The 21,814-nt window shown below is 68.2% G+C and carries 21 protein-coding genes; 9 read left to right on the forward strand and 12 right to left on the reverse strand.

The window, feature by feature from the left end; all coding sequences use genetic code 11:
- Positions 1-61 precede the first annotated feature (61 nt).
- Both LOS8367_RS10955 and guaA read right to left on the reverse strand, forming a co-directional pair.
- Complete coding sequence (locus tag LOS8367_RS10955; protein WP_085896713.1) at positions 62-1,219, reverse strand: OmpP1/FadL family transporter; 1,158 nt, start codon at positions 1,217-1,219, stop codon at positions 62-64.
- A 196-nt stretch (positions 1,220-1,415) separates the two neighbouring features.
- Positions 1,416-2,984, reverse strand: a complete 1,569-nt coding sequence (gene guaA / locus LOS8367_RS10960; RefSeq protein ID WP_085896562.1) for a glutamine-hydrolyzing GMP synthase — start codon at positions 2,982-2,984, stop codon at positions 1,416-1,418.
- A 170-nt stretch (positions 2,985-3,154) separates the two neighbouring features.
- Here guaA and LOS8367_RS10965 point away from each other — a divergent pair, with 170 nt between their 5' ends.
- Positions 3,155-4,717, forward strand: coding sequence for a trimethylamine methyltransferase family protein (locus tag LOS8367_RS10965; protein WP_085896563.1), 1,563 nt, complete (start codon positions 3,155-3,157; stop codon positions 4,715-4,717).
- Here the strand turns inward: LOS8367_RS10965 and LOS8367_RS10970 are convergent.
- Complete coding sequence (locus tag LOS8367_RS10970) at positions 4,710-4,997, reverse strand: DUF6477 family protein (RefSeq protein WP_085896564.1); 288 nt, start codon at positions 4,995-4,997, stop codon at positions 4,710-4,712. The genes LOS8367_RS10965 and LOS8367_RS10970 overlap by 8 nt on opposite strands.
- Before the next feature lie 285 nt (positions 4,998-5,282).
- Here LOS8367_RS10970 and LOS8367_RS10975 point away from each other — a divergent pair, with 285 nt between their 5' ends.
- Positions 5,283-6,281: a DUF6456 domain-containing protein gene (locus LOS8367_RS10975; RefSeq protein ID WP_242665569.1), complete on the forward strand. Its 999-nt coding sequence runs from the start codon at positions 5,283-5,285 to the stop codon at positions 6,279-6,281.
- On the opposite strand, the gene LOS8367_RS10980 is transcribed toward LOS8367_RS10975, so the two are convergent.
- Complete coding sequence (locus tag LOS8367_RS10980) at positions 6,278-6,988, reverse strand: glutathione S-transferase family protein (protein ID WP_085896566.1); 711 nt, start codon at positions 6,986-6,988, stop codon at positions 6,278-6,280. The genes LOS8367_RS10975 and LOS8367_RS10980 overlap by 4 nt on opposite strands.
- 122 nt (positions 6,989-7,110) lie before the next feature.
- A complete protein-coding gene (locus LOS8367_RS10985; RefSeq protein ID WP_085896567.1) occupies positions 7,111-8,601 on the reverse strand; it encodes a catalase in 1,491 nt (496 codons plus the stop codon).
- 106 nt (positions 8,602-8,707) lie between these two features.
- Here LOS8367_RS10985 and LOS8367_RS10990 point away from each other — a divergent pair, with 106 nt between their 5' ends.
- The gene (locus LOS8367_RS10990; RefSeq protein ID WP_085896568.1) at positions 8,708-9,634 is read left to right on the forward strand and encodes a hydrogen peroxide-inducible genes activator; all 927 of its coding nucleotides are present in this window, start codon (positions 8,708-8,710) and stop codon (positions 9,632-9,634) included.
- Between the two features lie 83 nt (positions 9,635-9,717).
- On the opposite strand, the gene LOS8367_RS10995 is transcribed toward LOS8367_RS10990, so the two are convergent.
- Entirely contained in the window at positions 9,718-10,266 is a 549-nt protein-coding gene (locus LOS8367_RS10995) for a peroxiredoxin (protein ID WP_085896569.1), read from the reverse strand.
- 203 nt (positions 10,267-10,469) lie between these two features.
- Here LOS8367_RS10995 and lipA point away from each other — a divergent pair, with 203 nt between their 5' ends.
- The gene (gene lipA, locus LOS8367_RS11000) at positions 10,470-11,426 is read left to right on the forward strand and encodes a lipoyl synthase (RefSeq protein ID WP_085896570.1); all 957 of its coding nucleotides are present in this window, start codon (positions 10,470-10,472) and stop codon (positions 11,424-11,426) included.
- Positions 11,427-11,456: 30 nt separating this feature from the next.
- On the opposite strand, the gene LOS8367_RS11005 is transcribed toward lipA, so the two are convergent.
- The 3 genes from LOS8367_RS11005 to LOS8367_RS11015 all read right to left on the reverse strand — a co-directional run bounded on the left by LOS8367_RS11005 (position 11,457) and on the right by LOS8367_RS11015 (position 13,100).
- Positions 11,457-12,359 (reverse strand): cytochrome c, encoded by a 903-nt coding sequence (locus LOS8367_RS11005; protein WP_085896571.1) that lies wholly within the window; start codon positions 12,357-12,359, stop codon positions 11,457-11,459.
- The gene (locus tag LOS8367_RS11010) at positions 12,356-12,826 is read right to left on the reverse strand and encodes a c-type cytochrome (protein WP_085896572.1); all 471 of its coding nucleotides are present in this window, start codon (positions 12,824-12,826) and stop codon (positions 12,356-12,358) included. The genes LOS8367_RS11005 and LOS8367_RS11010 overlap by 4 nt, the downstream gene beginning before the upstream one ends.
- Positions 12,827-12,917: 91 nt before the next feature.
- Positions 12,918-13,100 (reverse strand): hypothetical protein, encoded by a 183-nt coding sequence (locus LOS8367_RS11015; RefSeq protein ID WP_085896573.1) that lies wholly within the window; start codon positions 13,098-13,100, stop codon positions 12,918-12,920.
- Positions 13,101-13,222: 122 nt separating this feature from the next.
- Between LOS8367_RS11015 and LOS8367_RS11020 the strand changes: the two genes are divergently transcribed.
- A complete protein-coding gene (locus LOS8367_RS11020) occupies positions 13,223-13,672 on the forward strand; it encodes a type II toxin-antitoxin system RatA family toxin (protein ID WP_085896574.1) in 450 nt (149 codons plus the stop codon).
- Here the strand turns inward: LOS8367_RS11020 and LOS8367_RS11025 are convergent.
- Genes LOS8367_RS11025 through LOS8367_RS11035 form a run of 3 tightly spaced genes read right to left on the reverse strand, consistent with a single transcriptional unit; the run spans position 13,657 to position 15,787 of the window.
- Entirely contained in the window at positions 13,657-14,139 is a 483-nt protein-coding gene (locus tag LOS8367_RS11025; protein ID WP_085896575.1) for a CinA family protein, read from the reverse strand. The two genes, LOS8367_RS11020 and LOS8367_RS11025, sit on opposite strands and share 16 nt — an antisense overlap.
- Positions 14,140-14,141: 2 nt before the next feature.
- Positions 14,142-14,639 (reverse strand): phosphatidylglycerophosphatase A family protein, encoded by a 498-nt coding sequence (locus LOS8367_RS11030; protein ID WP_085896576.1) that lies wholly within the window; start codon positions 14,637-14,639, stop codon positions 14,142-14,144.
- The gene (locus tag LOS8367_RS11035; protein ID WP_165761449.1) at positions 14,636-15,787 is read right to left on the reverse strand and encodes a bifunctional 2-C-methyl-D-erythritol 4-phosphate cytidylyltransferase/2-C-methyl-D-erythritol 2,4-cyclodiphosphate synthase; all 1,152 of its coding nucleotides are present in this window, start codon (positions 15,785-15,787) and stop codon (positions 14,636-14,638) included. The genes LOS8367_RS11030 and LOS8367_RS11035 overlap by 4 nt, the downstream gene beginning before the upstream one ends.
- Before the next feature lie 199 nt (positions 15,788-15,986).
- On the opposite strand from LOS8367_RS11035, the gene dusB reads away from it, so the two are divergent.
- The 4 genes from dusB to LOS8367_RS11055 all read left to right on the forward strand — a co-directional run bounded on the left by dusB (position 15,987) and on the right by LOS8367_RS11055 (position 21,808).
- Positions 15,987-16,985, forward strand: coding sequence for a tRNA dihydrouridine synthase DusB (gene dusB / locus LOS8367_RS11040; RefSeq protein WP_085896577.1), 999 nt, complete (start codon positions 15,987-15,989; stop codon positions 16,983-16,985).
- Complete coding sequence (locus LOS8367_RS11045) at positions 16,982-18,058, forward strand: two-component system sensor histidine kinase NtrB (protein WP_085896578.1); 1,077 nt, start codon at positions 16,982-16,984, stop codon at positions 18,056-18,058. Before dusB ends, LOS8367_RS11045 begins: the two co-directional genes overlap by 4 nt.
- Positions 18,058-19,428, forward strand: a complete 1,371-nt coding sequence (locus LOS8367_RS11050; protein ID WP_085896579.1) for a response regulator — start codon at positions 18,058-18,060, stop codon at positions 19,426-19,428. The genes LOS8367_RS11045 and LOS8367_RS11050 overlap by 1 nt, the downstream gene beginning before the upstream one ends.
- 97 nt (positions 19,429-19,525) lie before the next feature.
- Positions 19,526-21,808 carry a sensor histidine kinase NtrY-like gene (locus LOS8367_RS11055; RefSeq protein WP_375342209.1) on the forward strand — a complete coding sequence of 761 codons (2,283 nt, stop codon included), beginning with the start codon at positions 19,526-19,528 and terminating at the stop codon, positions 21,806-21,808.
- Positions 21,809-21,814 lie beyond the last annotated feature (6 nt).

The following is a 21,814-nucleotide window of genomic DNA, read 5'->3' on the forward strand; positions in this document are numbered from 1 at the left end:
CATGGAAATGCGAAAGGGGCCGGCCCTGCGGCCGGCCCCTCGCGCGTGACCCCCGGCGGGATCAGAAACGGTAGGCGACGCTCATGCCGATCGCGACGGCCGAGTTGTCGGAGAACTCTGCCCGGTCGGAGATGCTGCCATCGGGGTTGCGGGTTTCGGGGTTGGCATCGCCCAGCATGGTGTAACGGATGCCGCCCGAAAGGGTCACCGTTTCCATGTTGTAGGCACCGCCCAGACTGATCCATCGCTTGCCGTTGGTCGGGTCGAGCGGCGAGATGCGCTCGTCGCCCTCCGGCTCGAAGCCCACCGCGACCTGGGCCGCGAACATGTCCGAGAACTTGCGTCCGACGCCGACCTGCACCTGATAGTTGTCGTCGATATTGGTCAGGCTGGCGCCGCCGGTGGCGGCGCTGAAGACCTGCGGCGACACCAGAGTGTCCTCATAGGCGGCGTAGCGAAAGTTGGCGAAGGCCAGCGTGTCGGGGGCGATCCCCGTCTGCAGGTCGAGGTTCCAGCTTTCGGGTGTCTCGACCGTGGTGGTGCTGGGCACCTGCGCGGGCAGACCGAGACCGGCCTGCAACGCGGCGGGAATCGATTCGACCGTGTCGAAGTCGTGCTCGATCGCCGAATTGTAGGTCAGCGCCGCGCGCAGCGCGATTTCGGGGATCTCGTAGGCCACGCCGACGAGGTAGCCGGTGGCGTCGTTCTCCTCCAGCGCCACTGAGTAACCGTTCAACGGGCCATAGGCCGCACCCGACAGGGTGATGTCCCCCTCGAGGGTCTGGCGCCGGACGCCGGCATGGACACTGACGTTCTCGTTGAACTGGTAGCGGCCCACCGCCGTGATCGTGTGGCCGTCGAGCTGCGCCATCGTGCCGCCCAAGGCAAGCGCGGTGGTCGGGTAGTCGATGTCGGCGCCAAACGGCTGGTCGATGATGACGGCACCGGAAAAGCCGTTGCCGAAATCCATCTTCGCGCTGGTCGATACGTTGAGGAAATCCTCGCCGACATTGTCGTATTCGCCGCCACCGAACACGGCGACGTCCTTACCCGAGAGTTCCGGGAACACCTTGCCGAAGCTCAGCTCGAGGACGTTGCCTTCCTCGAAGATCGCCGTGATGTCCTGGTTCGAGCGATCGAGCCCGACGGCTCCCGCGCCGCTGGCCATCAGCGCCGTCGCCAGCGCCAAGGCGCTCGTGGCGCCGTAATGCAGTTTCATGATGTCTCCCTGTCGCATGATGCGTCCTCCGCCACGCAGGAGAAACAGCACCGCAGCTTCCTACAATCTGTGACGTCGCGGCAGCTTGACGTGGACGTCACGGCGTCACCTTCACGCATCACCGGGGGGCGGATACGCGAAGGGCCCCCAAAGGGGCCCGTGGCAGATCTTGCTCATATCCCGCCGGGCCGGCGGGTCATTCCCACTCGATGGTTCCCGGCGGCTTCGAGGTCACGTCATAGGTGACGCGGTTGATGCCGCGCACCTCGTTGATGATCCGCGTCGCGGTCTCGCCGAGGAACTCATGACTGAACGGGTAGTAGTCGGCGGTCATGCCGTCCACGCTCGTCACCGCGCGCATCGCGCAGGCGTAGTCGTAGGTCCGCCCGTCGCCCATCACGCCGACCGTGCGCACCGGCAGGAGCGCCACGAAGGCCTGCCAGATCTCGTCGTAGAGGCCGTGCTTGCGGATCTGGTCGATGAATACCGCGTCGGCACGGCGCAGGATCGCCAGCTTCTCGCGGGTGATCTCGCCGGGGCAGCGGATCGCGAGGCCGGGCCCGGGGAAGGGGTGGCGGCCGATGAAGCTGTCGGGCAGGCCGAGTTCGCGGCCCAGAGCCCGGACCTCGTCCTTGAACAGCTCGCGCAGCGGCTCGACCAGCTTCAGGCCCATCTTCTCGGGCAGGCCGCCGACATTGTGGTGGCTCTTGATCGTGACGCTCGGCCCGCCAGAGAAGCTGACGCTCTCGATCACGTCCGGATAGAGCGTGCCCTGGGCGAGGAAGGTGGCGCCGCCGACCTCGGAGGCGTGCTTCTGGAACACGTCGATGAACAGCTTGCCGATGGTCTTGCGCTTGACCTCGGGGTCCGAGACCCCCTCCAGCGCGTCGAGGAACAGGTCCTGCTCCTGCGCGTGGATCAGTGGCATGTTGTAGTGGTCGCGGAACATGGTCACGACCTGCTCGGCCTCGCCCTCGCGCAGCAGGCCGTGATCGACGAAGACGCAGGTCAGCTGGTCGCCGATCGCCTCGTGGATCAGCACGGCCGCGACCGAGCTGTCGACGCCGCCCGAGAGGCCGCAGATCACCTTCTGGTCGCCAACCTGCTCGCGGATCAGGCGGATCGCCTCCTCGCGATAGGCGCCCATGGTCCAGTCGCCGGTAAAGCCCGCGATGTGCAGGAAGTTTTCGAGGAAGGTCTTCCCATGCGGGGTGTGGTGCACCTCCGGGTGGAACTGAACCGCGTAGAAGCGCCGCTCCAGATCGGCGGTGATCGCATAGGGCGCACCGGGCGAGGTGCCGCAGACCTCGAAGCCCGGCGCCAGCTTGCTGACATGGTCGCCATGGCTCATCCAGACCTGCTCGCGGCCCTCGATGAACCAGCCGCGCAGCAGGTCGGTGGCCTCGCCCTCGGGCTCGACATAGGCGCGGCCGAACTCGGCGGTGCCGTCGCCGCGCAGCACTTCGCCACCCAGCATCTGCATCATCACCTGCTGGCCGTAGCAGATGCCCAAGACTGGCACCTCCAATTCGAAGATCCGCATCGGCGGGCGCGGGCTGCCCTCGTCGGGCACGCTCGCGGGGCCGCCCGACAGGATCACCGCCTGCGGTTCGAAGCGGTCGAGGAACGCCTCGTCCACCGCGTTGAAGGGATGGATCTCGCAGTAGACGTTCAGCTCGCGGAGGCGGCGCGCGATAAGCTGCGTCACCTGAGAGCCGAAATCGACGATGAGAAGGCGCTGGTGCTGTTGGCTATGCTCGGTCATGGCCCAGCGAATAGGCCCGCCCGCCCATCCGCGCAAGAGCGACGAGGGCGAAAAATCGCGCCGCTCCGGGCGACATGTCGCTTTCACACCTGAGGCGGCGCAATCCGGCCAAGCGCGCGCGCCGCGCACCGCTATCACGGGGCGCAAGGATGCATCACGGGGAGCGGGCGATGACGGAAGCGGCACAGATGGCCGGAGAGCGGGCAGGGCGGCGCGGCCGGTCCGGCGGAGGTGCCGCGCGACGCGCCGAGCGCACCGCGGTCAGCGTCGAGACCGCGCGCTACATCGAGCGCAACATCCCCGATTTCGAGGTGCTCGACGCCGCCGCCATCGAGGTGATCGAACGCAACGCCGAGACCGTGCTCCAAGAGATCGGCGTGGTGTTTTCCGACAATCCCGGCGCGCTCGACCTCTGGCGGCAGGCCGGGGCCAATGTCGATGGCGATCGGGTGCGGATACCGCGCGGGCTCGCCCGCAAGCTCGGCGCCACCGCGCCCGCGAGTTTCACCCAGCACGCGCGCAACCCCGCCCGCAACGTCGAGATCGGTGGCCGCAACCTCGTGCTGGCGCCGGTCTACGGCCCGCCTTTCGTGCGCGACGCCGATGGCGGCCGGCGCTATGCGACGATCGAGGATTTCCGGAATTTCGTGAAGCTCGGCTACATGTCGAAATGGCTGCACCACTCGGGCGGCACGGTCTGCGAGCCGACGGACGTGGCGGTGAACAAGCGCCATCTCGACATGCTGCTGGCGCACATGGTCTATTCCGACAAGCCCTTCATGGGCTCGGTCACCGCACCCGAGCGGGCGCAGGACTGCGTCGAGATGTGCGAGATCCTGTTCGGAAAGGACTTCGTCGCCGAGAACACGGTGATGACCTCGCTGATCAACATCAACTCGCCGCTGACCTTCGACGGCATCATGATGGGGGCGCTCGAGGTCTATGCGAAGGCCAACCAGGCCTGCATCATCTCGCCCTTCATCGTCGGCGGCGCGATGGCGCCGGTCTCGGTCGCGGGCACGCTGACGCAGGTGCTGGCCGAGGCGCTGGCGGGCGTCGCCTACAGCCAGCTCGTGCGCCCCGGCGCGCCGGTGATCGTCGGCGCCTTCGTCACCTCGATCGACATGAATTCGGGCGCGCCGACCTTCGGCACCCCCGAGGCCTCGCTCATCACCTACGGGATGGGCCAGCTGGCGCGGCGGATGGGGCTGCCCTACCGCTCGGCTGGCGGGTTCTGCGGCTCCAAGCTCCCCGACGCGCAGGCCGGCTACGAGAGCGCGAACAGCCTGAACATGGGGTTGATGTCCGGCGTCAACTTCATGCTGCACGCCTGCGGCTGGCTCGAAGGCGGGCTCGTCGCCTCCTACGAAAAGTTCGTGATGGATGCCGACCAGCTCGGCGCGCTGCACCAGATGGCCAAGGGCGTCGACATCTCCGAGGAGATGCAGGCGATGGACGCGATCCGCGAGGTCGGGCCGGGCGGCCACTACCTCGGCTGCGCACACACCCAGGCCAATTTCAAGACCGCGTTCTGGCGCAGCGATCTGTTCGACTACAAGCCGTTCGAGACCTGGGACGAGGAAGGCGCGCGCGACACGCAGGCGCTCGCCTCGGCGCGGGTGGCGAAGCTGCTCGACACCTACCGCCAGCCGCCGCTCGACCCCGAGATCGCGCAGCGGCTGAACGACTATGTCGAGGCCAAGAAGGCCTCGATGGCCGACAGCTTCAGCTGAGAGCGGCGGCGCGCAACAGCCGCGCCTCGCCCATCAAGGCCACGATCAGCTCGACATGGCGGGCGGGGCGGTAGTCGCCGGTCCCGGCCCGCCGCCGCGCCTCCAGATCGGCCTCGCGCTCGATCAGCGCCATGAGCGCCTGCGCCGGGCCGCGGGCCGCCGCCCCGATCAGCCGTGGCAGCGCCGCCGTCCGGTCATAGGCGTCGACTCCGAACCGCGCGGCCTCGACCAGTAGCGGTGGCCGCCTCAGCGTCGCGAGCCTGCTCAGCGGGTCCTGCATGGCCTGTCCTCCTCGTGATCTGCTCCAATCGCCATAGTTGTCTCACACCCCGGCCCGCGTTGCGTGAGACCGGCGCGCGACGCGCGGTGGCTTCAGCCTTGTTTGGGATTCTTCAATCAAGCTGAACAGGTTCGGGGCGGATTAACGCCTCGCTAACCGGGGCAACTGAGAGTTGAGATCGTGAATCTTGGGGACGTCAGGGAGAGCCGGTCGCGGACGCCATGTCCACCGTCCGGGATCGCGGCACGAGACCGCAACCACGGGCCGGAACCATTGCCCGAATGGGTGCCGCAAGCGGTGCGGCATTATCTCGAACATGTCGAGGGCGGGGCCCCGATCCGGGTACTGGCACGCCGGTCCGAGGTGCATGCCTCGACCGTGCTGCGCCAGGTGCGCCAGCTGGAAAACCGGCGCGACGATCCGCTGATCGATGCCGCGCTGCGCCGCCTGTCCCGCCGATTCAAGCCTGCCCCTCCCGAGGAGAATGCAATGAGCTGTCACGACCCGAAGGGCCCGCGCCCGCAGACCGGCGAGGAGAACGGCCCGGCCGAGGCGATGCGCGTGCTCCGGCGCATGGCCGAGCCCGGCGCGGTGCTGGCGCTGGCGCCCGAGATGCAGATCGCGGCGGTGCTGCGCGAGGGGCCGCAGGGCGCAACGCAACGATTGGCGCGGCTCGACCGGGCGCTGGCAGAGACTTTGGCGCTGCGCGGCTGGATCGCCGCTCAGGAGGATACGGGACGCGTGGCGCGCTACCGCATCACCGCGCAGGGCCGCGCCGCTCTCAGGGGCGCCGGGGCCGAAATGCAGGCGGGCTTCGCCGAGGCCGCGACCGGCTTCGAGCCGGCACCCGGCGCCTCCCGCATGGCGCCGTTCGAGGGACCGTTGACACTTCTGGCGCGGCGGCGCGACCGCGACGGGCGGCCGTTCCTCGGCCGCGAACTGGTCGCCGCCGGGGAGCGGCTGCGCGAGGATTTCGAGCTGACCCAGGTCGGGCCGAGGGTAACGCAGGACTGGTCACGCTATCTCACCGGCGGCTGCGAGGGCGGCGCGGGGTGCGGGCAGGCCCCGTCCGGGGCGCGCGACCGGCTGGCGGCGGCGCTGGCGGATCTGGGGCCGGGGCTCGGCGACGTGGCGCTGCGCTGCTGCTGCTATCTCGAGGGCATGGAAAGCCTCGAGCGGCGCATGGGCTGGTCGGCCCGATCGGGCAAGATCGTGCTGCGGATCGCGCTGGAACGGCTCAGGCGTCACTACGACGCCAGCGGCGGCGGCGAGATGATCGGCTAGGCCGGCGCGAAGCCGCAGCGCCGGGCGATCGTGTCGGACCAGGCGCCGATGGCGGGCAGCGTCTTCGCATGCCGCGCCACCGGCGTGTCCATCGGCCAGCCCAGCATCGGCGCCAGCATGCCGTACATCGTTGCGTCGGCGATGCCGGGGGCGGGGCCTTCGACGAAGTCATGCACGCCGAGCCAAAGATCGAGCGCGTCGAGCAGATCGCGTCCACGCGCCGCGATCTGTTCGGGGCCGAGCCGTACCAGCCCGCGCGCGTGCAACTGCCGCCCCAGCGAGCGCCGCGACATCCGGTGCACCAGCACCGCCAGCGGAGCCGACATCTCGGAGCGCAGCAGCTCGCGGAACCAGGCCGAGCCTTCGGGCAGCATGATCAGCTCCCATTCGAAGATCTGGTGCAGCCCTTCCTCGGCGGCCATCTTCCAGCCGCGACCCGCGGCGGCGGGGGCGGTGTCGGCCACGGGGGGCGGGATGCCGTGCCGGCGCGCCAGAAGCGCGATGATCGCGTCGCTGTCGGCCACGGTCTCGCCGTCGATGACGGCCCATGGGCTTTTCTTCAGCGGGCCCTTGGCGGGGTTGTTCTCGACCGCGAACTCATAGGGCACGCCGTTCAGCGCGCACCAGCACAGAAGCTTGAGCGCGAAGGGGCCGGAGGTCGGCAGGCCGAAGGCCGGGGAGAAACCGTAGATCGTTGCAGGGGTCATGGCGAAAGTCCCGGAACTGGAAACGACATGAGCGCCATGCTGACGCGCTTCGGGGAGTCCCACAACAAAAACGGCGGCGGGTCTCCCCGCCGCCGTCCGAAAGACGTACTGGCCTCAGCCGATCATTCGGCTGCGTGGCTGGTGTCGACGCCGACATTCTCGGCGTTCTGGTGCTTGAGCGCCGCGCGGATGCCGTCGCCGTAAGCCTGGTCGACCTTGTCGAAATGCGCCAGCTGGCGGTCGATGATCTCCTGCGGCACGCCGGTCATGGCGGTAGCGATGTTCGAGAACAGCCGGCTCTTCTGGCCCTCGTCGAACAGGTTGAACAGCGCCCGCGGCTGGCTGTAGTGATCCGCCTCCGAGCGGAAGTCGTAGCGGCCGACCTCACCCTCGTAGCGGTGCGGCGGCTCGGCCACCGACGGATCCTCGACCGGCCCGCCGAAGGAGTTCGGCTCGTAATAGGCGTCGGGGTTGGTGCGCAGGCCGAAGGGCATGGTGCCGTCGCGGTGATAGTGGTGCACCGGGCATTTCGGCTTGTTGACCTCAAGGCTCTCGTAATGCGTGCCGATCCGGTAGCGATGCGCGTCCGGGTAGGAGAACAGACGGCCCTGCAGCATCTTGTCGGGCGAGAAGCCGATACCCGGCACCACGTTGGACGGGTTGAAGGCCGACTGCTCGATCTCGGTGAAGTAGTTCTCGGCGTTGCGGTTCAGCTCCATCTCGCCGACCTTGATCAGCGGGTAGTCGCCATGCGGCCAGACCTTGGTGAGATCAAAAGCCGACCAGCCGGTCTTCTTTTCGAACTCGATCGCTTCCATCTCGGGCATCACCTGGATGAACATGTCCCATTTCGGGAAATGCCCGCCCGCAATCGTGCCGAACAGCGCCTCCTGATAGGTCTCGCGGCTCTTGCCGATGACCTGCACCGCCTCGTCATTGGTAAAGTGCTTGTGGCCCTGCTGGGTCTTGAAGTGGAACTTCACCCAGAACCGCTCGCCCTGGTCGTTCCACAGCGAGAAGGTGTGGCTGCCGTAGCCGTTCATGTGCATCGGCGTCTGCGGCAGGCCGCGATCCGACATCAGGATCGTCACCTGGTGCAGGCTCTCGGGGCAAAGCGACCAGAAGTCCCACATCGCGGTGGCCGAGCGCAGGTTGGTCTGCGGGTGGCGCTTTTGCGTGTGGATGAAGTCCGGGAACTTGTAAGGGTCGGCCACGAAGAACACGGGCGTATTGTTGCCCACGAGATCCCAGTTGCCTTCCTCGGTGTAGAACTTCAGCGCGAAGCCGCGCACGTCACGCTCGGCGTCGGCGGCACCCTGTTCACCGGCCACGGTGGAAAAGCGGGCGAGCATCTCGGTCTCGGTGCCCGGCTTGAACACGGCGGCGCGGGAATACTTGGTGATGTCCTCGGTGACGCGCAGGGTGCCATAGGCACCCCAACCCTTGGCGTGGACAACGCGCTCGGGGATCCGCTCGCGGTTCTGGTGCGCCAGCTTCTCGATCAGCTGGTAGTCCTCGAGCAGGACGGGGCCGCGCGGGCCGACGGTCTTGGAGTTCTGGTTGTCGGCGACGGGCGCGCCGGCGGAAGTTGTCAGGCGGGGTCTGTCGGTCATGGCTGTCCTCCGGGGGGTGGCTTCGCGGCGCAATATGACCCGGTCGCCCGAGAAGGCAAAATCGGATTTTCTGGCCCTTCCCATAAGGCCGGGTTATGGGTCCGTCATGAATCCATCACTGAAACAGTTGCGCTACTTCGTGGCGCTGGCCGAAACCGGTGGCTTCGGCCGCGCCGCGGAGACCGTTTTCGTGTCGCAACCGGCGCTGAGCCAGCAGATCAAGGAGCTGGAAACGATCCTCGGGGTCGAGCTGGTCGAGCGGCTGCCGCGCGGCATCCGGCTGACCCGCGCCGGGCGCGAGGTGCTGGAGCGGTCGCGCCGGATCCTGGGCGAGGTGGCCGAGCTGGAGCGCGCGGCGCGGCTGTCGCGCGGGCTGACGGGGCGGCTGCGGTTGGGGGTGATCCCGACCGTCGCGCCCTATCTGCTGCCGATCGCCCTGACGCGGCTGCGGGCGCGCGACCTGACGCTCGACATCCGGGTGCGCGAGGCGCAGACCGAAAAGCTTCTCGACGATCTGGAGGCGGGGCGGGTGGATGCGGTGGTGGCGGCGCTGCCGCTGCCGGTGGCCGGTCTCGCGGTCGAGCCACTGATCTCGGACCGCTTCGTGCTGGCCGGGACGGCGGCGCGGCTGGCACGCTGGGTCGGTGATCCCGAAGCGCTGCGGCCGACCTCGCTGGCGCCGGATCAACTGCTTCTGCTCGACGAGGGGCATTGCCTTGCCGATCAGGCGCTGGAGGTCTGCGGTCTCCGGGGGCGCGGCCGGGTCGATCTGGGGGCCTCGTCGCTGGCCACCTTGTCGGGGCTGGTGGCCGAGGGCTTCGGGCTCACATTGCTGCCCGAGATCGCGCTTCGGGCCGAAACCGCGGCGGCGCCGGGCCTGGCGCTGATGCGCTTTGCGACGCCGGAGCCCGCGCGCGAGCTGGCGCTGGTACGCCGGGCCGGGGGCGATGGCGGCTGGGCCGCGCCCTTGGCCGATCTGCTGCGCGAGGCGGGGGCCGAGCTTATGGGCTCGGCCCGCACCGTCTGTCCGTAACGCGCGTTCTGCGATCTGGAAGCAACGCGCGTTCCGCGCGATCTGTGCCTAACGCGCGCTCCGCGCGATCTACCCGTGGGAGATCAGGCGGCCTGCTCGCGCGAGGCCTCTTCGAGCCAGGCGAGGACGTTTTCCGGCGAGGAGACGCCGTAGGGGTCCTCGGGGTGGTTGTCGCACAGGCCCGGCTCCTCGAACCACGCCTCGACGCGGCCATCATTGATCACGGCGGCATAGCGCCAGGAGCGCAGCCCGAAGCCCAGATTGTCCTTGCGCACCAGCATGCCGGCGCGGCGGGTGAACTCGCCGGAGCCGTCGGGGATCACCTCCACATTCTCGAGGTTCTGGGCGCGGGCCCACTGGTTCATCACGAAGGCGTCGTTGACCGACATGCAGTAAATCGCGTCGATGCCATGGTCGCGGAACGCCTCGACGTTCTTCTCGAAGCCCGGCAGCTGGTAGGTCGAGCAGGTCGGGGTGAAGGCGCCGGGCAGCGAGAACAGCACCACGCGCTTGCCCGCGAAATAGGAGGCGGTGTCGCGCTCTTCCCAGCGGAACGGGTTGGGGCCTTCGATGCTCTCGTCGCGGACGCGGGTGCGGAAGGTCACGTCGGGAATACGGGCGCCGGGCTGCATGGGCATGCTCCTGTCTGTCGGTTCGTTGATTTCGGAGCCCGATCTAAGAAATCGGGCACGGCTACGCAATGCTGCAATGCAGCAGATCGGCGCTGGAGCTTGGATGCATGGCGGGGTTGCAGCAACTGCCGGGCCAGCGGCCCGAGCCGCGTTGCGCCCGTACGTCATGGGGCCTATGTATCGACGAGGCCAAGAGGAAAGGCATGATCGTGCGCGACCTGAAGATCCCCGGCGACCGCCACCCCGAAAAGGCGCGCCGCGCCGACAGCGCGCCGCAGCCCAAGAAGCCGGAATGGATCCGGGTCAAGGCGCCGACCTCGGAAGGCTACAAGCAGACCCGCGACATCATGCGCGAGCACAAGCTGGTGACGGTCTGCGAGGAGGCGGGTTGCCCCAATGTCGGCGAATGCTGGAGCCAAGGCCACGCCACCATGATGATCATGGGCGAGATCTGCACCCGCGGCTGCACCTTTTGCAACGTGGCGACGGGGCGGCCCGACGCGCTCGACGTGTTCGAACCGGGCCGTGTCGCCGACGCGGTGAAGAAGCTCGGTCTGAACCACGTGGTGATCACCTCCGTCGATCGCGACGACGTCGATGACGGCGGGGCCGCGCATTTCGCGCAGACGATCCGCGCGGTGCGGCGCCAATCGCCCGGCACCACGATCGAGATCCTGACCCCGGATTTCCTGCGCGCGAAGCCGGGATCGCTGGAGGTGGTGGTCGAGGCGAAGCCGGACGTGTTCAACCACAACCTCGAAACCGTGCCCGGCCTCTACCCGGAGGTGCGGCCCGGCGCGCGCTATTTCCACAGCCTGCGGCTGTTGCAGCGGGTCAAGGAGCTGGACCCGTCGATGTTCACCAAATCGGGCATCATGGTGGGTCTGGGCGAGGACAAGCAGGCCGTGCATCAGGTGATGGACGACATGCGCGCCGCCGACATCGATTTCCTGACCATCGGCCAATATCTGCAGCCGACGCCCAAGCACCACGCGGTGGACCGTTTCGTCACGCCCGACGAATTCGCAAGCTACGAGAAGGCGGCGCGCGGCAAGGGCTTCCTGATGGTGTCGGCGACGCCGCTCACCCGGTCGTCTTATCACGCGGGCGAGGATTTCGCGCAGCTGCGCGCGGCGCGACTGGCCCGTCTGGGCGCCTGATTTCGGTCGTATCGAGAAATCCGCCGCCGATCACTCGGCGGCGGGTTCGATCGCCGGCACCGCCTTGAGATAGGCGGCAATGGCCGCGCGGTCCTCGTCGGGCAGCTTCGCGAGTTCGGACACCACCGCCGCCATCTCGCCGCCCGCGGTATCGAATTCCGGCGTGAAGCCGGTGCCGAGGTAATAGGCGATCTCTCCCTCGGACCACTTGAGCCCGCCGGGGGTGATGTTGGGAATGCGTCCATCGCCCGAGGGGTTGGGTGCGCCACCGAGCCACTGCGCGTGATCGAGCCCGCCCAAGGGCCCGCGCGGCGTGTGGCATTCGCCGCAATGGCCCAGCGCCTCGGCAAGGTAGCGGCCGCGCGCCGCGGTCTCCGGCAGGTCATCCTCGATCACCCAGGCTTGTCGCAGGTTGAGCGCCTTCCACAGCCCGACACCGCGCCGGATCGAGAAGGGAAACGGCACCTCGTGCGGCAGGTTTTCCTGCGAGGAGGGCGGCAGGGTTCGCAGATGCGCCACGAGGTCGCGCATGTCCTGCGGATCGGCCATGGCATAGGCGGCATAGGGCAGGGCGGGATAGTAATGCGCGCCCGAGGGCGACACCCCGCGCATCACCGCATCCATGATCTCGGCATCGGACCAGTCCCCCACGCCCTGCGGCGATGGCGAGATGTTGGGCGCATGGAAGGTCCCGAAGGGCGAGTCGAAGGCCATGCCCCCCGCCAACAGGGGGGCCTCGCCGATATCCGTATCGGGCGCGACGTGGCACGAGGCGCAGCCTGCGGCCGCGAAGACCAGCGCGCCGCGCTCGGGATCGCCCGGCGGCCCTTCGACCGCCGAGGCAGGAAGCGGCTCGGGCGAGGTGAGCATCCAGCCCACCCCGCCCGCCAACAGGATGATGGCGATCGCCGCCCCGAGCGCGCGTCCGATCATTCTTCGGGTTTGCGGTAATCTTCGTGGCAGCTACCGCAGGCCTCGCCCAGTGGACCCATGGCCGCCTGGAGGGATGCCAGATCAGTGCCGGCGGCCTCCTCCATCTTCATCGCGGCCTCGTGCAGCGCCTCGGTCTTGGAGTTGAAGTCGTCCATGTTCTCCCAGATGGCGGGAAGCGCGCGGCTCTCCTCGAGATCCTCGCTCGAAGAGCCCTCGACCCAGTAGAACCTCTGATCGATGGAGCCGAGCGCCGCGAGGTTGCCGGCGGCGGCGGCGGCCATCTCGGCGTCATAGGGCTGCTCTTCCTTGGCCATCGCGCCGAGCATGCCGATATTGAGACCCATGAGCTTCATGTGACCCTCGCGCAGCGATTGCGCCCGCTCGGGGTCGAGGCCCTGGGCCAGCGCCATCGGGGCAAGAGCGGCAATGACGAGGCTGCCGGCGAGAAGACGGAACGAACGTGTCATAACGGTACTCCAAAACTTCCGGTGATCGTGCGGGCTACCGTAACGTAAGAACGCCTCACTCCAAAGCTGAATCACGCGCCCGTTATCTGCATTACCGCATGAAAGATGTGCGCCCACCGGGCGTTACGGTCAGCGCCTCGGGCCAGCCCCAGGTTCGCTCGATGCCGACCAGCAGCAGGCACAGCAGGATCACCCCGGCGATCAGCGCCATCTGGCGCGGCGAGGAGGGATGCCGTGCCCAATGCGCCAGCCGCAACAGCCAATGGATGTTCATCGCGCTCTTTCCCTGTCGATTCCGTGCCCCAGATCGGTGCCGAGACGAGGTGCCGCATGACCGGCGGGGTTGATCTCCACCACCGCCGGGGCGAGATGGGACCAGACAGGAAGGAAAGATCGATGCCGACACATTCCGAGACCCGCACGCTGCCCTACAGCTCGCAGCAGATGTACGACCTGGTCGCGGATGTCGGCAACTATCCCAAGTTCCTGCCATGGACCGCCGCCGCGCGGGTCCGGTCGGTGACGCCCGAAGGCGATCACGAGGTGATGCTCGCCGACATGGTGATCTCTTTCAAGGTGTTCCGCGAACGCTTCGGCAGCCGGGTGACGCTCTGGCCCGAGCAGAAGAAGATCCACACCGAATATATCGACGGGCCGTTCCACCACCTCGTCAGCAACTGGAACTTCCACGACGTCGAAGGTGGCTCGGAGGTGCATTTCGACGTCGATTTCGAGTTCCGCAACAGGCTCTTGCAGGGCGCGGCGGGGCTCTTCTTCAACGAGGCGATGCAGCGCGTGGTGCGCGCCTTCGAGCGGCGCGCGCAGGAGCTTTACGGCCGCCGCTGAGCCTTGATCGCCCCGATCACCGCCGCGATGGCGTGATCGCGCGCGAGGCTGCGCACCGTGTCGCGGCCGCGCGCCCCGAATTCGACCGTCTCGGTCTCGCAGCCCGAGGCGGTCGCCACCCCGAAACAGACGCGACCCTCTGGCTTGTGCTCGGAGGCGCCGGGCCCGGCGATGCCGGTGATCGCGACGGCGATGTCGGCGCCGGAACGCTCCAGTGCACCGCGCGCCATCTCGTCCGCGACCTGCTCGCTCACCGCGCCATGCGCTTCGAGGCTCTCGGCGCTGACGCCGAGCAGCGCCTGCTTGGCCGCGTTGGAATAGGTGACGACGCCCCAGTCGAAGACGTTCGAGGCGCCCGGCGTCTCGGTGATCGCGGCGGCCACCATGCCGCCGGTGCAGCTCTCGGCGGTGGCGACGCGCAGCCCCGCCTCGCGCGCGCCGTTCACCAGTCTCGCCGTGTCGCCCATGCTCAGCCTCCGAAGATCATGACGCCATGCGCCAGCACCGCGAGCACAACGACGCCGAGCGCCGCGAAGATCCCGGCGACGACGTCGTCCAGCATCAGCCCGGTCACGTCGCCGCGCCGGTCCATGCGGCCGACGAGCCCGGGCTTCCAGATGTCGAACAGCCGGAACAGCACGAAGGCCGCGATCCAGCCGGGCCAAAGGTCGAGCACCGGCGCGCCGACATGGGCTGCGCCGAACAGCACCGGCCAGATCGCGATCCACTGGCCCACCACCTCGTCGATCACGACGTGAGAGGGGTCGTGGTCGCCCGACCGCGCGGCTTCGGCGCGGGCGGCGGGAAAGCCCAGCCCCAGCGCCAGGGCGATCATGGCGAGCATCAGCCATGGCCCGCCGATCCAATGGATCGGCAGCGCCGCCGCGAGTGCCGCGAGCGAGCCCCAGGTGCCGGGGGCCGGGCGGATCAACCCGCTGTAGAAGAAGGTGGCGATCAGCCGGCTCATGCCTTCACCAGCGTCGCAGTGGCCATGGCGGCGATGCCCTCTTCGCGGCCCGGAAAGCCCAGACGCTCGGATGTGGTCGCCTTGACGCTGACCCGGCCCGGCTCGATCTGCATGATCCGCGCCAGTTCCGCGCGCATCGCCTCGGCATGCGGGCCGATCTTGGGCCGTTCGCAGATCAGCGTGACATCGCAATGAGTTATGGCAAAGCCTTCAACCCGGGCGAGATCGGCGGCATGGGCCAGAAAGATCTCTGAGCGGGCGCCCTTCCACTGCGGATCGGAGGGCGGGAAATGCTGGCCGATATCGCCATGGGCCAAGGCGCCATAGATCGCGTCGGTCAGCGCATGCATGCCGACATCGGCGTCGGAATGGCCCTTCAGCCCGCGGTCATGCGCGATCTCGACGCCGCAGAGCCAAAGGCTCTCGCCCGGCTCGAAGGCGTGCACGTCGAATCCGTTGCCCGTTCTTACATCCATGTCGCACCCCAATATCCTCTCGGCGCGGATGAAATCCTGCGCATCGGTGATCTTCAGATTGTTCTCGTGGCCTGGCACGACCTTGACCGCAAGCCCGGCGGCGCGGGCCACCGCGACGTCGTCCGCGGCGGGCGGACCCTCATGCGCCTGATGCGCCGCGAGGATCGCCTTGAAATCGAACCCCTGCGGGGTTTGCGCCCGCACCAGCCCCTCGCGCGAGGGGGCTTCGGCCACCGCGCCGGCCTCCACCCGCCACAGCGCGTCGGTGAGCACCAGCCCCGGCGCGGCGGCCAGGCCGTGATCGAGCGCGGCGATCACCGCCTCGATCGTTTCGCGCGGGACCAGCGGCCGCGCGGCGTCGTGGATCAGCACCCGGTCCGGCGCCAGCGGCGCCAGCGCCTCGAGCCCGGCGCGCACCGAATGCGCCCGCTCGGCGCCGCCCGGCACCACGAGCTCGGCCATCGCCTCGACCGCCGGGTAGCGGCCCATCGCCTCGGGGTGCAGCACCAGGCAGATCGGACCGAAACCGGCAAAGGCCTCGATCGTGCGCGCCAGCACCATGCGGCCGCCGAGATCGCGCCATTGCTTGGGCAGTCCGCCGCCCGCGCGCAGGCCGCGTCCCGCCGCCACGATCACGATGGCCAGGCCTTCGGCCCGAGAAGTTGGTGTCATCGGGGGCACTTTGTCTCCTTCACGCGGCCGTCGGGCTTGTGTAGGGGCTGGCATGAGGCGGTGCAATTCCATCCTTTTCGGCAAACATCTGCATATATTTTGTGCAAACGCGATATGCTGAGGCAGTCTTGTACCCCCTGCGATTGTGGCGCCTCGTGGCGACCCGTAGATCACTCCCAGACGCACAGGTTTTAGGCAAATGACACCCGCCCCGCTTTCCCCCATCGATCTCGGTTCCGGCGTGTCGCTGGACGCACCGGCGGCGCTGGCGCCGCTGGCGGGGATCACCGACCTGCCGTTCCGCAGCCTTGTCGGCTCGTTCGGCGCCGGCTGGGTGGTCTCGGAGATGGTGGCGAGCCAGGAGATGGTGCAGGCCAAGCCGGGCGTGCGGGAGCGGGCCGAGCTGGGCTTCGAGCGCGCCGACACGGCTGTGCAGCTCGCCGGGCGCGATCCTTACTGGATCGCCGAGGCCGCCCGCATGGTCGAGGCGAACGGCGCGAAGCTCATCGACATCAACATGGGCTGCCCGGCCAAGAAGGTCACGGGCGGGCTGTCGGGCTCGGCGCTGATGAAGACGCCGGACCATGCGCTGCGGCTGATCGAGGCGGTGGTCGGCGCGGTCTCGGTGCCGGTCACCCTGAAGACCCGGCTGGGCTGGGATGACGACATGCTGAACGCGCCCGAGATCGCGCGGCGCGCCGAAAGCGCAGGCGTGCGTATGGTGACGATTCACGGGCGCACTCGCTGCCAGTTCTACAAGGGATCGGCCGATTGGGCCGCGATCCGGGCGGTGCGCGAAGCGGTGTCGATCCCGGTGATCGCCAATGGCGACATCACCGACGCGGCCACGGCACGGCAGGCGCTGGCGCAATCTGGCGCATCCGGAGTGATGATCGGCCGCGGCGCGCAGGGACGCCCCTGGTTGCCGGCGCAGGTCATCGCGGCGCTGCGCGGCACGCCGGGCCCGAATGTCCCGCAGGGACGCGACTTCATCGACATGGTTTCAGGACATTACGAGGCGATGCTCGCGTTCTATGGCAGCACGCTCGGCGGCCGTGTCGCGCGGAAGCATCTGGGCTGGTACATGGACGAGTCGGGCACGCCCGAAGCGCTGCGCCGCGAAGTGTTGACCGCCGCGCCGGAACGGGTGCTGGGGCTTCTCGGGCTGGCGCTCGATGGCGAAAGGCGGGCGGCATGATCCACGATACCGCGCTGTGGAACTCGCTGCCGGTGCCGGCGCTGCTGCTGGATTCCAGCGATGCCATCTCGGACGCGAATTCGGCGGCCGAGCTGTTCCTGAACCTCTCGCAGCGCAGTCTCGTCGGGGCGCCGGTCTGGGACAAGGTTTCGATCGACGCGCCGCTCGCGGAGGCCTTTGCCCGCGCCCGGTCGCAGAAAAGCTCGCTTTTCGTCAACGACGTCGATGTCGGCTCGGGCGAGCGCCCGGCGATGCAGTGCTCGATCCTGTTCGCGCCGCTCACCGGATCGGACGGCATGATGCTGATGATGATCTCGCCGCGCGAGATGGCCAATCGCCTGACCCAGCACCAGGCCACCGGCAAGGCCGCGAAATCTGCAATCGGCATGGCCGAGATGCTGGCGCATGAGATCAAGAACCCGCTGGCGGGCATCACCGGCGCGGCGCAGCTGCTGTCGATGGGGCTTTCGGCCGAGGATCGCGAACTGACCGACCTGATCGTCGAGGAAAGCCGCCGCATCGTGAAGCTGCTCGAACAGGTCGAGCAGTTCGGCAATCTGCGCCCCCCCGCGCGTCGACCGGTCAACGTGCATGACGTGCTCGACCGAGCGCGGCAATCGGCGGCGGTGGGATTTGGCGCCCACATGGAATTCATCGAGGATTACGACCCCTCGCTGCCGCGTGCTATGGTCGATGGCGACCAGCTGCTGCAGGTGGTACTGAACCTCGTCAAGAACGCCTGCGAGGCGGGCAGGCGCGGCGGCAAGATCCGTCTGCGCAGCTTCTACGAGCCGTCGCTGCGGGTGCGCCAGCCCGATGGCAGCCAGGCGCGACTGCCCTTGCAGATCGAGATCCAGGATGACGGACCGGGACTGCCGCCCGAGATCGCGGCCGAGGTGTTCGAGCCCTTCGTGTCGGGGCGCGAGAACGGCACCGGGCTCGGCCTCGCACTGGTTTCCAAGCTCGTGGCCGAGAATGGCGGCTGGATCTCGGTCGATTCCGCGCCCGGCCGGACCGTGTTCCGGATCTCGCTACCACGCGCCAAAGAAGCCTTACCAAGCGGAGAAAACTGATGGACGGAACGATCCTGGTCGCCGATGACGACCGCACCATCCGCACCGTGCTGACCCAGGCGCTGACCCGCGCCGGCTGCAAGGTGCATGCGACCTCTTCGCTGGTCACGCTGATGCGCTGGGTCGAGGAGGGCAAGGGCGACCTGGTGATCTCGGACGTGGTCATGCCGGATGGCAACGGCATCGAGCAGCTGCCCAAGATCTCCGAGGCGCGGCCCGGTCTGCCGGTGATCGTGATCTCGGCGCAGAACACGATCATGACCGCGATCCAGGCCGCCGAGGCCGAGGCCTATGACTATCTCCCCAAGCCCTTCGACCTGCCGGACCTGATGAAGCGCGCCTCGCGCGCCTTGGAGGCCAAGCGCCGCGCGCCCGCGCCGCGCGAAACGCCGACCGAAACGGCGGCGGGCGGCGACCTGCCGCTGGTGGGCCGCACCCAGGCGATGCAGGCGCTCTACCGGCTGGTGGCGCGGGTGATGAACACCGCGCTCCCAGTGCTGATCACCGGTGAAAGCGGCACCGGCAAGTCGCTGATCGCGCGGGCGATCCACGATTTCTCGGACCGCCGTTCGCTGCCATTCGTCACCGTCTCGGCCAGCGATCTGTCGGGCATGGACGGCCCCGGCGCGGTGCTCAGCCGGGCGCGCGGCGGGTCGATCCTGTTCGACGAGGTCGGCGATCTCGATGGCGACGCGCAGGCCCGGATCGTGCGCATGCTCGACGCGATGGGCGACAGCGCGCCGCGCATCATGGCCAGCTCGCAGGGCGATCTGGCGCGGCGCATCGAGGCGGGCGATTTCCGCGAGGATCTCTACTACCGCCTCGCCGGCGTCACCATCGCTGTGCCGTCGCTGCGCGAGCGGGTCGATGACATCCCGCTTCTGGCCGAGCATTTCCTGCTGCGCGCCGAGCGCGACGGGCTCGGGCCCCGCCGCCTGTCGCCGCAGGCCACCGAGATGATCCGCGCCTATTCCTGGCCCGGCAATGTGCGCCAGCTCGAGAACGCGGTGCGCCGACTCGTGGTCACCTCGACCGAGGAGGAAATCACCCGCGCCGACGTCGAGACTGTGCTGGGCGGACAGCCCGCGGCAGAGCCGCTGCGCGGCGGCGGCGAGGGGGAAAAGCTCTCGGCCAGCGTCGAGCGGCACCTGCGACGTTATTTCGACCTGCATGGCGGGCAGCTGCCGCCGGTCGGACTTTATCAGAGGATTCTCAAGGAGATCGAGACGCCGCTGATCGAGATCGCGCTGGATGCGACCGGCGGAAATCAGGCGAAATGCGCCGATCTTTTGGGCATCAATCGCAATACGTTGCGCAAGAAGATCACCGACCTCGATATTCGCGTGACACGACGCCGTAAGTTGATGTAAAACCGCAACAGAACCGTGACCCCCCGGACGCATGGCCGGGATGAGATCATGGCAATGAGGCGGCGGAACTTGCGTTCCCATCAACGGGGCAGGGTGCTTGAGGCGGTTATCGACCTCCCGATTCTCTCGCGTAACGCGCTGGCGACGCCAGCGGCGGGTGCAGAACGCTGCGACCTTGTCGCTGGTCGTTCTCGGGCCGTTGCTGGCCTTCGCCACCTTCTGGGTGCTGGGGCCGCTCGACCAGGGTGCCAGCTCGCCGATGCTGCGCCTCGTGCTTCTGGGCGATCTGGTCTACGCGCTGGTCGTGGCGGCGCTGGTGTCGTTCCGCGTGGCGCGGATGATCTCGGCTCGGCGCGCGCGCTCGGCGGGCTCGCGGCTGCACCTGCGGCTTACCGGCGTGTTCGCGCTGATCGCGCTGATCCCCACGGTGCTGGTCGCCGTGTTCTCGGTGCTCACCATCAATGTCGGTCTCGAGGGCTGGTTCTCGGAGCGGGTGCGCACCGTGCTCGGCGCTTCGCTCACCGCCGCCCAGGCCTATGAGGAGGAGCATCGGCAGGATCTGTCGCGCGACGGGCTCGAGCTTGCCGCCTTCCTCGACGCCGAGCGCGAGGCGCAGCCCTTCCTGTCGGATGGCGAAGTGCGCCAAGCGCTTGGCCGGGTGCAGAGCCAGATCGAGAGGGGGCTAACCGAGGCCTTCGTGATCAACGGGACGGGCGAGATCCGCGCTCGCGGCGCGCGCAGCTACGAGTTCGATTTCGAGCGTCCGGCGCGGGAGATCTTCCGCCGCGCCGACGCGCAGGGCATCGCCATCGTCGAGGACTGGGTCAACAACGAGTTCCGCGCGCTGATCCCGCTCGAGAATTTCACCGACCGTTATCTCTACGTGACGCGCGAGGTCGATGGCGGCATCCTCGCGCTTCTGGACGACACGCAGCAGACGGTCGAGCTGTACCAGCAGCTCGAGGCCGAGCGCGGCCGGCTGCTGTTCGAGTTCGGCCTGCTTTATCTCGGCTTCGCGGTGATCCTGATCCTCGCGGCGATCTGGCTCGGGCTCTGGTTCGCCGAGCGGCTGTCCAAACCGGTGGGCCGGCTCGTCTCGGCCAGCCAGCGCGTCGGCGCGGGCGATCTCGACGTGCGGGTGATCGAGGAGGAGGGCGACGACGAGATCGCCCAGCTCGGCACCTATTTCAACCAGATGACCACCGAGCTGAAGGCTCAGCGCGACCGGCTGCTCGACAACACGCGCCAGATCGAGGCACGGCGCCGGCTGTTCGACAGCGTGCTGGGCTCGGTGACCTCCGGCGTGATCGGCCTCGATGCCGAGGGCCGCGTGGATTTCGCCAACCGCTCGGCGCTGCGGCTTCTGGGCATCACGGTGCTGCCCGAGGCGGCGACGCTGGCGATGCTGGTGCCCGAGTTCGAGCCGCTGTTCGGATCGTTGCGCGACGAGGGGCGCGACGCGGTGCAGGAACAGCTGCGGCTGGTCCGCGACGGCAGCCAGGAGGTGCTCCTGGTGCGGATGGCGCCACGGCGGGCCGATGACGGCGCGCTCGAGGGCTATGTCGTGGCCTTCGACGATGTCAGCGATCTCGTTTCGGCGCAGCGCATGGCCGCCTGGGGCGACGTGGCGCGGCGTATCGCGCATGAGATTAAGAACCCGCTGACGCCGATCCGGCTTTCGGCCGAGCGAATCCAGCGCAAGTTCGGCCGCCAGCTCGGCGAGGCGGATGCGCAGGCACTGGCGCAGATGACCGAGGTGATCGTGCGGCAGACCGGCGATCTGCGCCGCATCGTCGACGAGTTCTCGAAATTCGCGCGCATGCCCGAGCCCGATCGCAGCCGCAACGACCTGGCTGCGCTCTTGCGCGACGCGGTGACGCTTCAGGAGGCCGGACAGCCGGACGTGCGCTTCGAGGTGGATCTGCCGGCACAAGCCGTGCCCGCCGAGATTGACGCCACCATGATCACGCAGGCCTTCACGAACCTAATCAAGAACGCCGGTGAAGCCATTGAAAGCGCAATTGAAAAAGGCATGGGTGAGGGGCTCACCCCGACCATCCGCGTGACGATGCAGACCGATGCCGCCGAAGCGCGCATCAGCATCGCCGACAACGGCATCGGCCTGCCCGAGGATCGGGCACGGCTGTTCGAGCCTTACGTGACGACCCGCGACAAGGGCACTGGCCTCGGCCTGCCCATCGTGAAGAAGATCATCGAGGAGCATGGCGGCAGCCTGTCCCTCGTCGACGCGCCAGCCTTCGAGGAGGGCGCCCGCAAAGGCGCCATGGCGGTCATCACCCTTCCCGTTCTGGGCCAGGGTCATGGCGAATCGGGGGACATCGAGAAGACCGGGCAACCGGCATTGCAGGCAACAGCATGAGGCATG

Source organism: Limimaricola soesokkakensis, assembly GCF_900172345.1.
Lineage (GTDB): Bacteria > Pseudomonadota > Alphaproteobacteria > Rhodobacterales > Rhodobacteraceae > Limimaricola > Limimaricola soesokkakensis.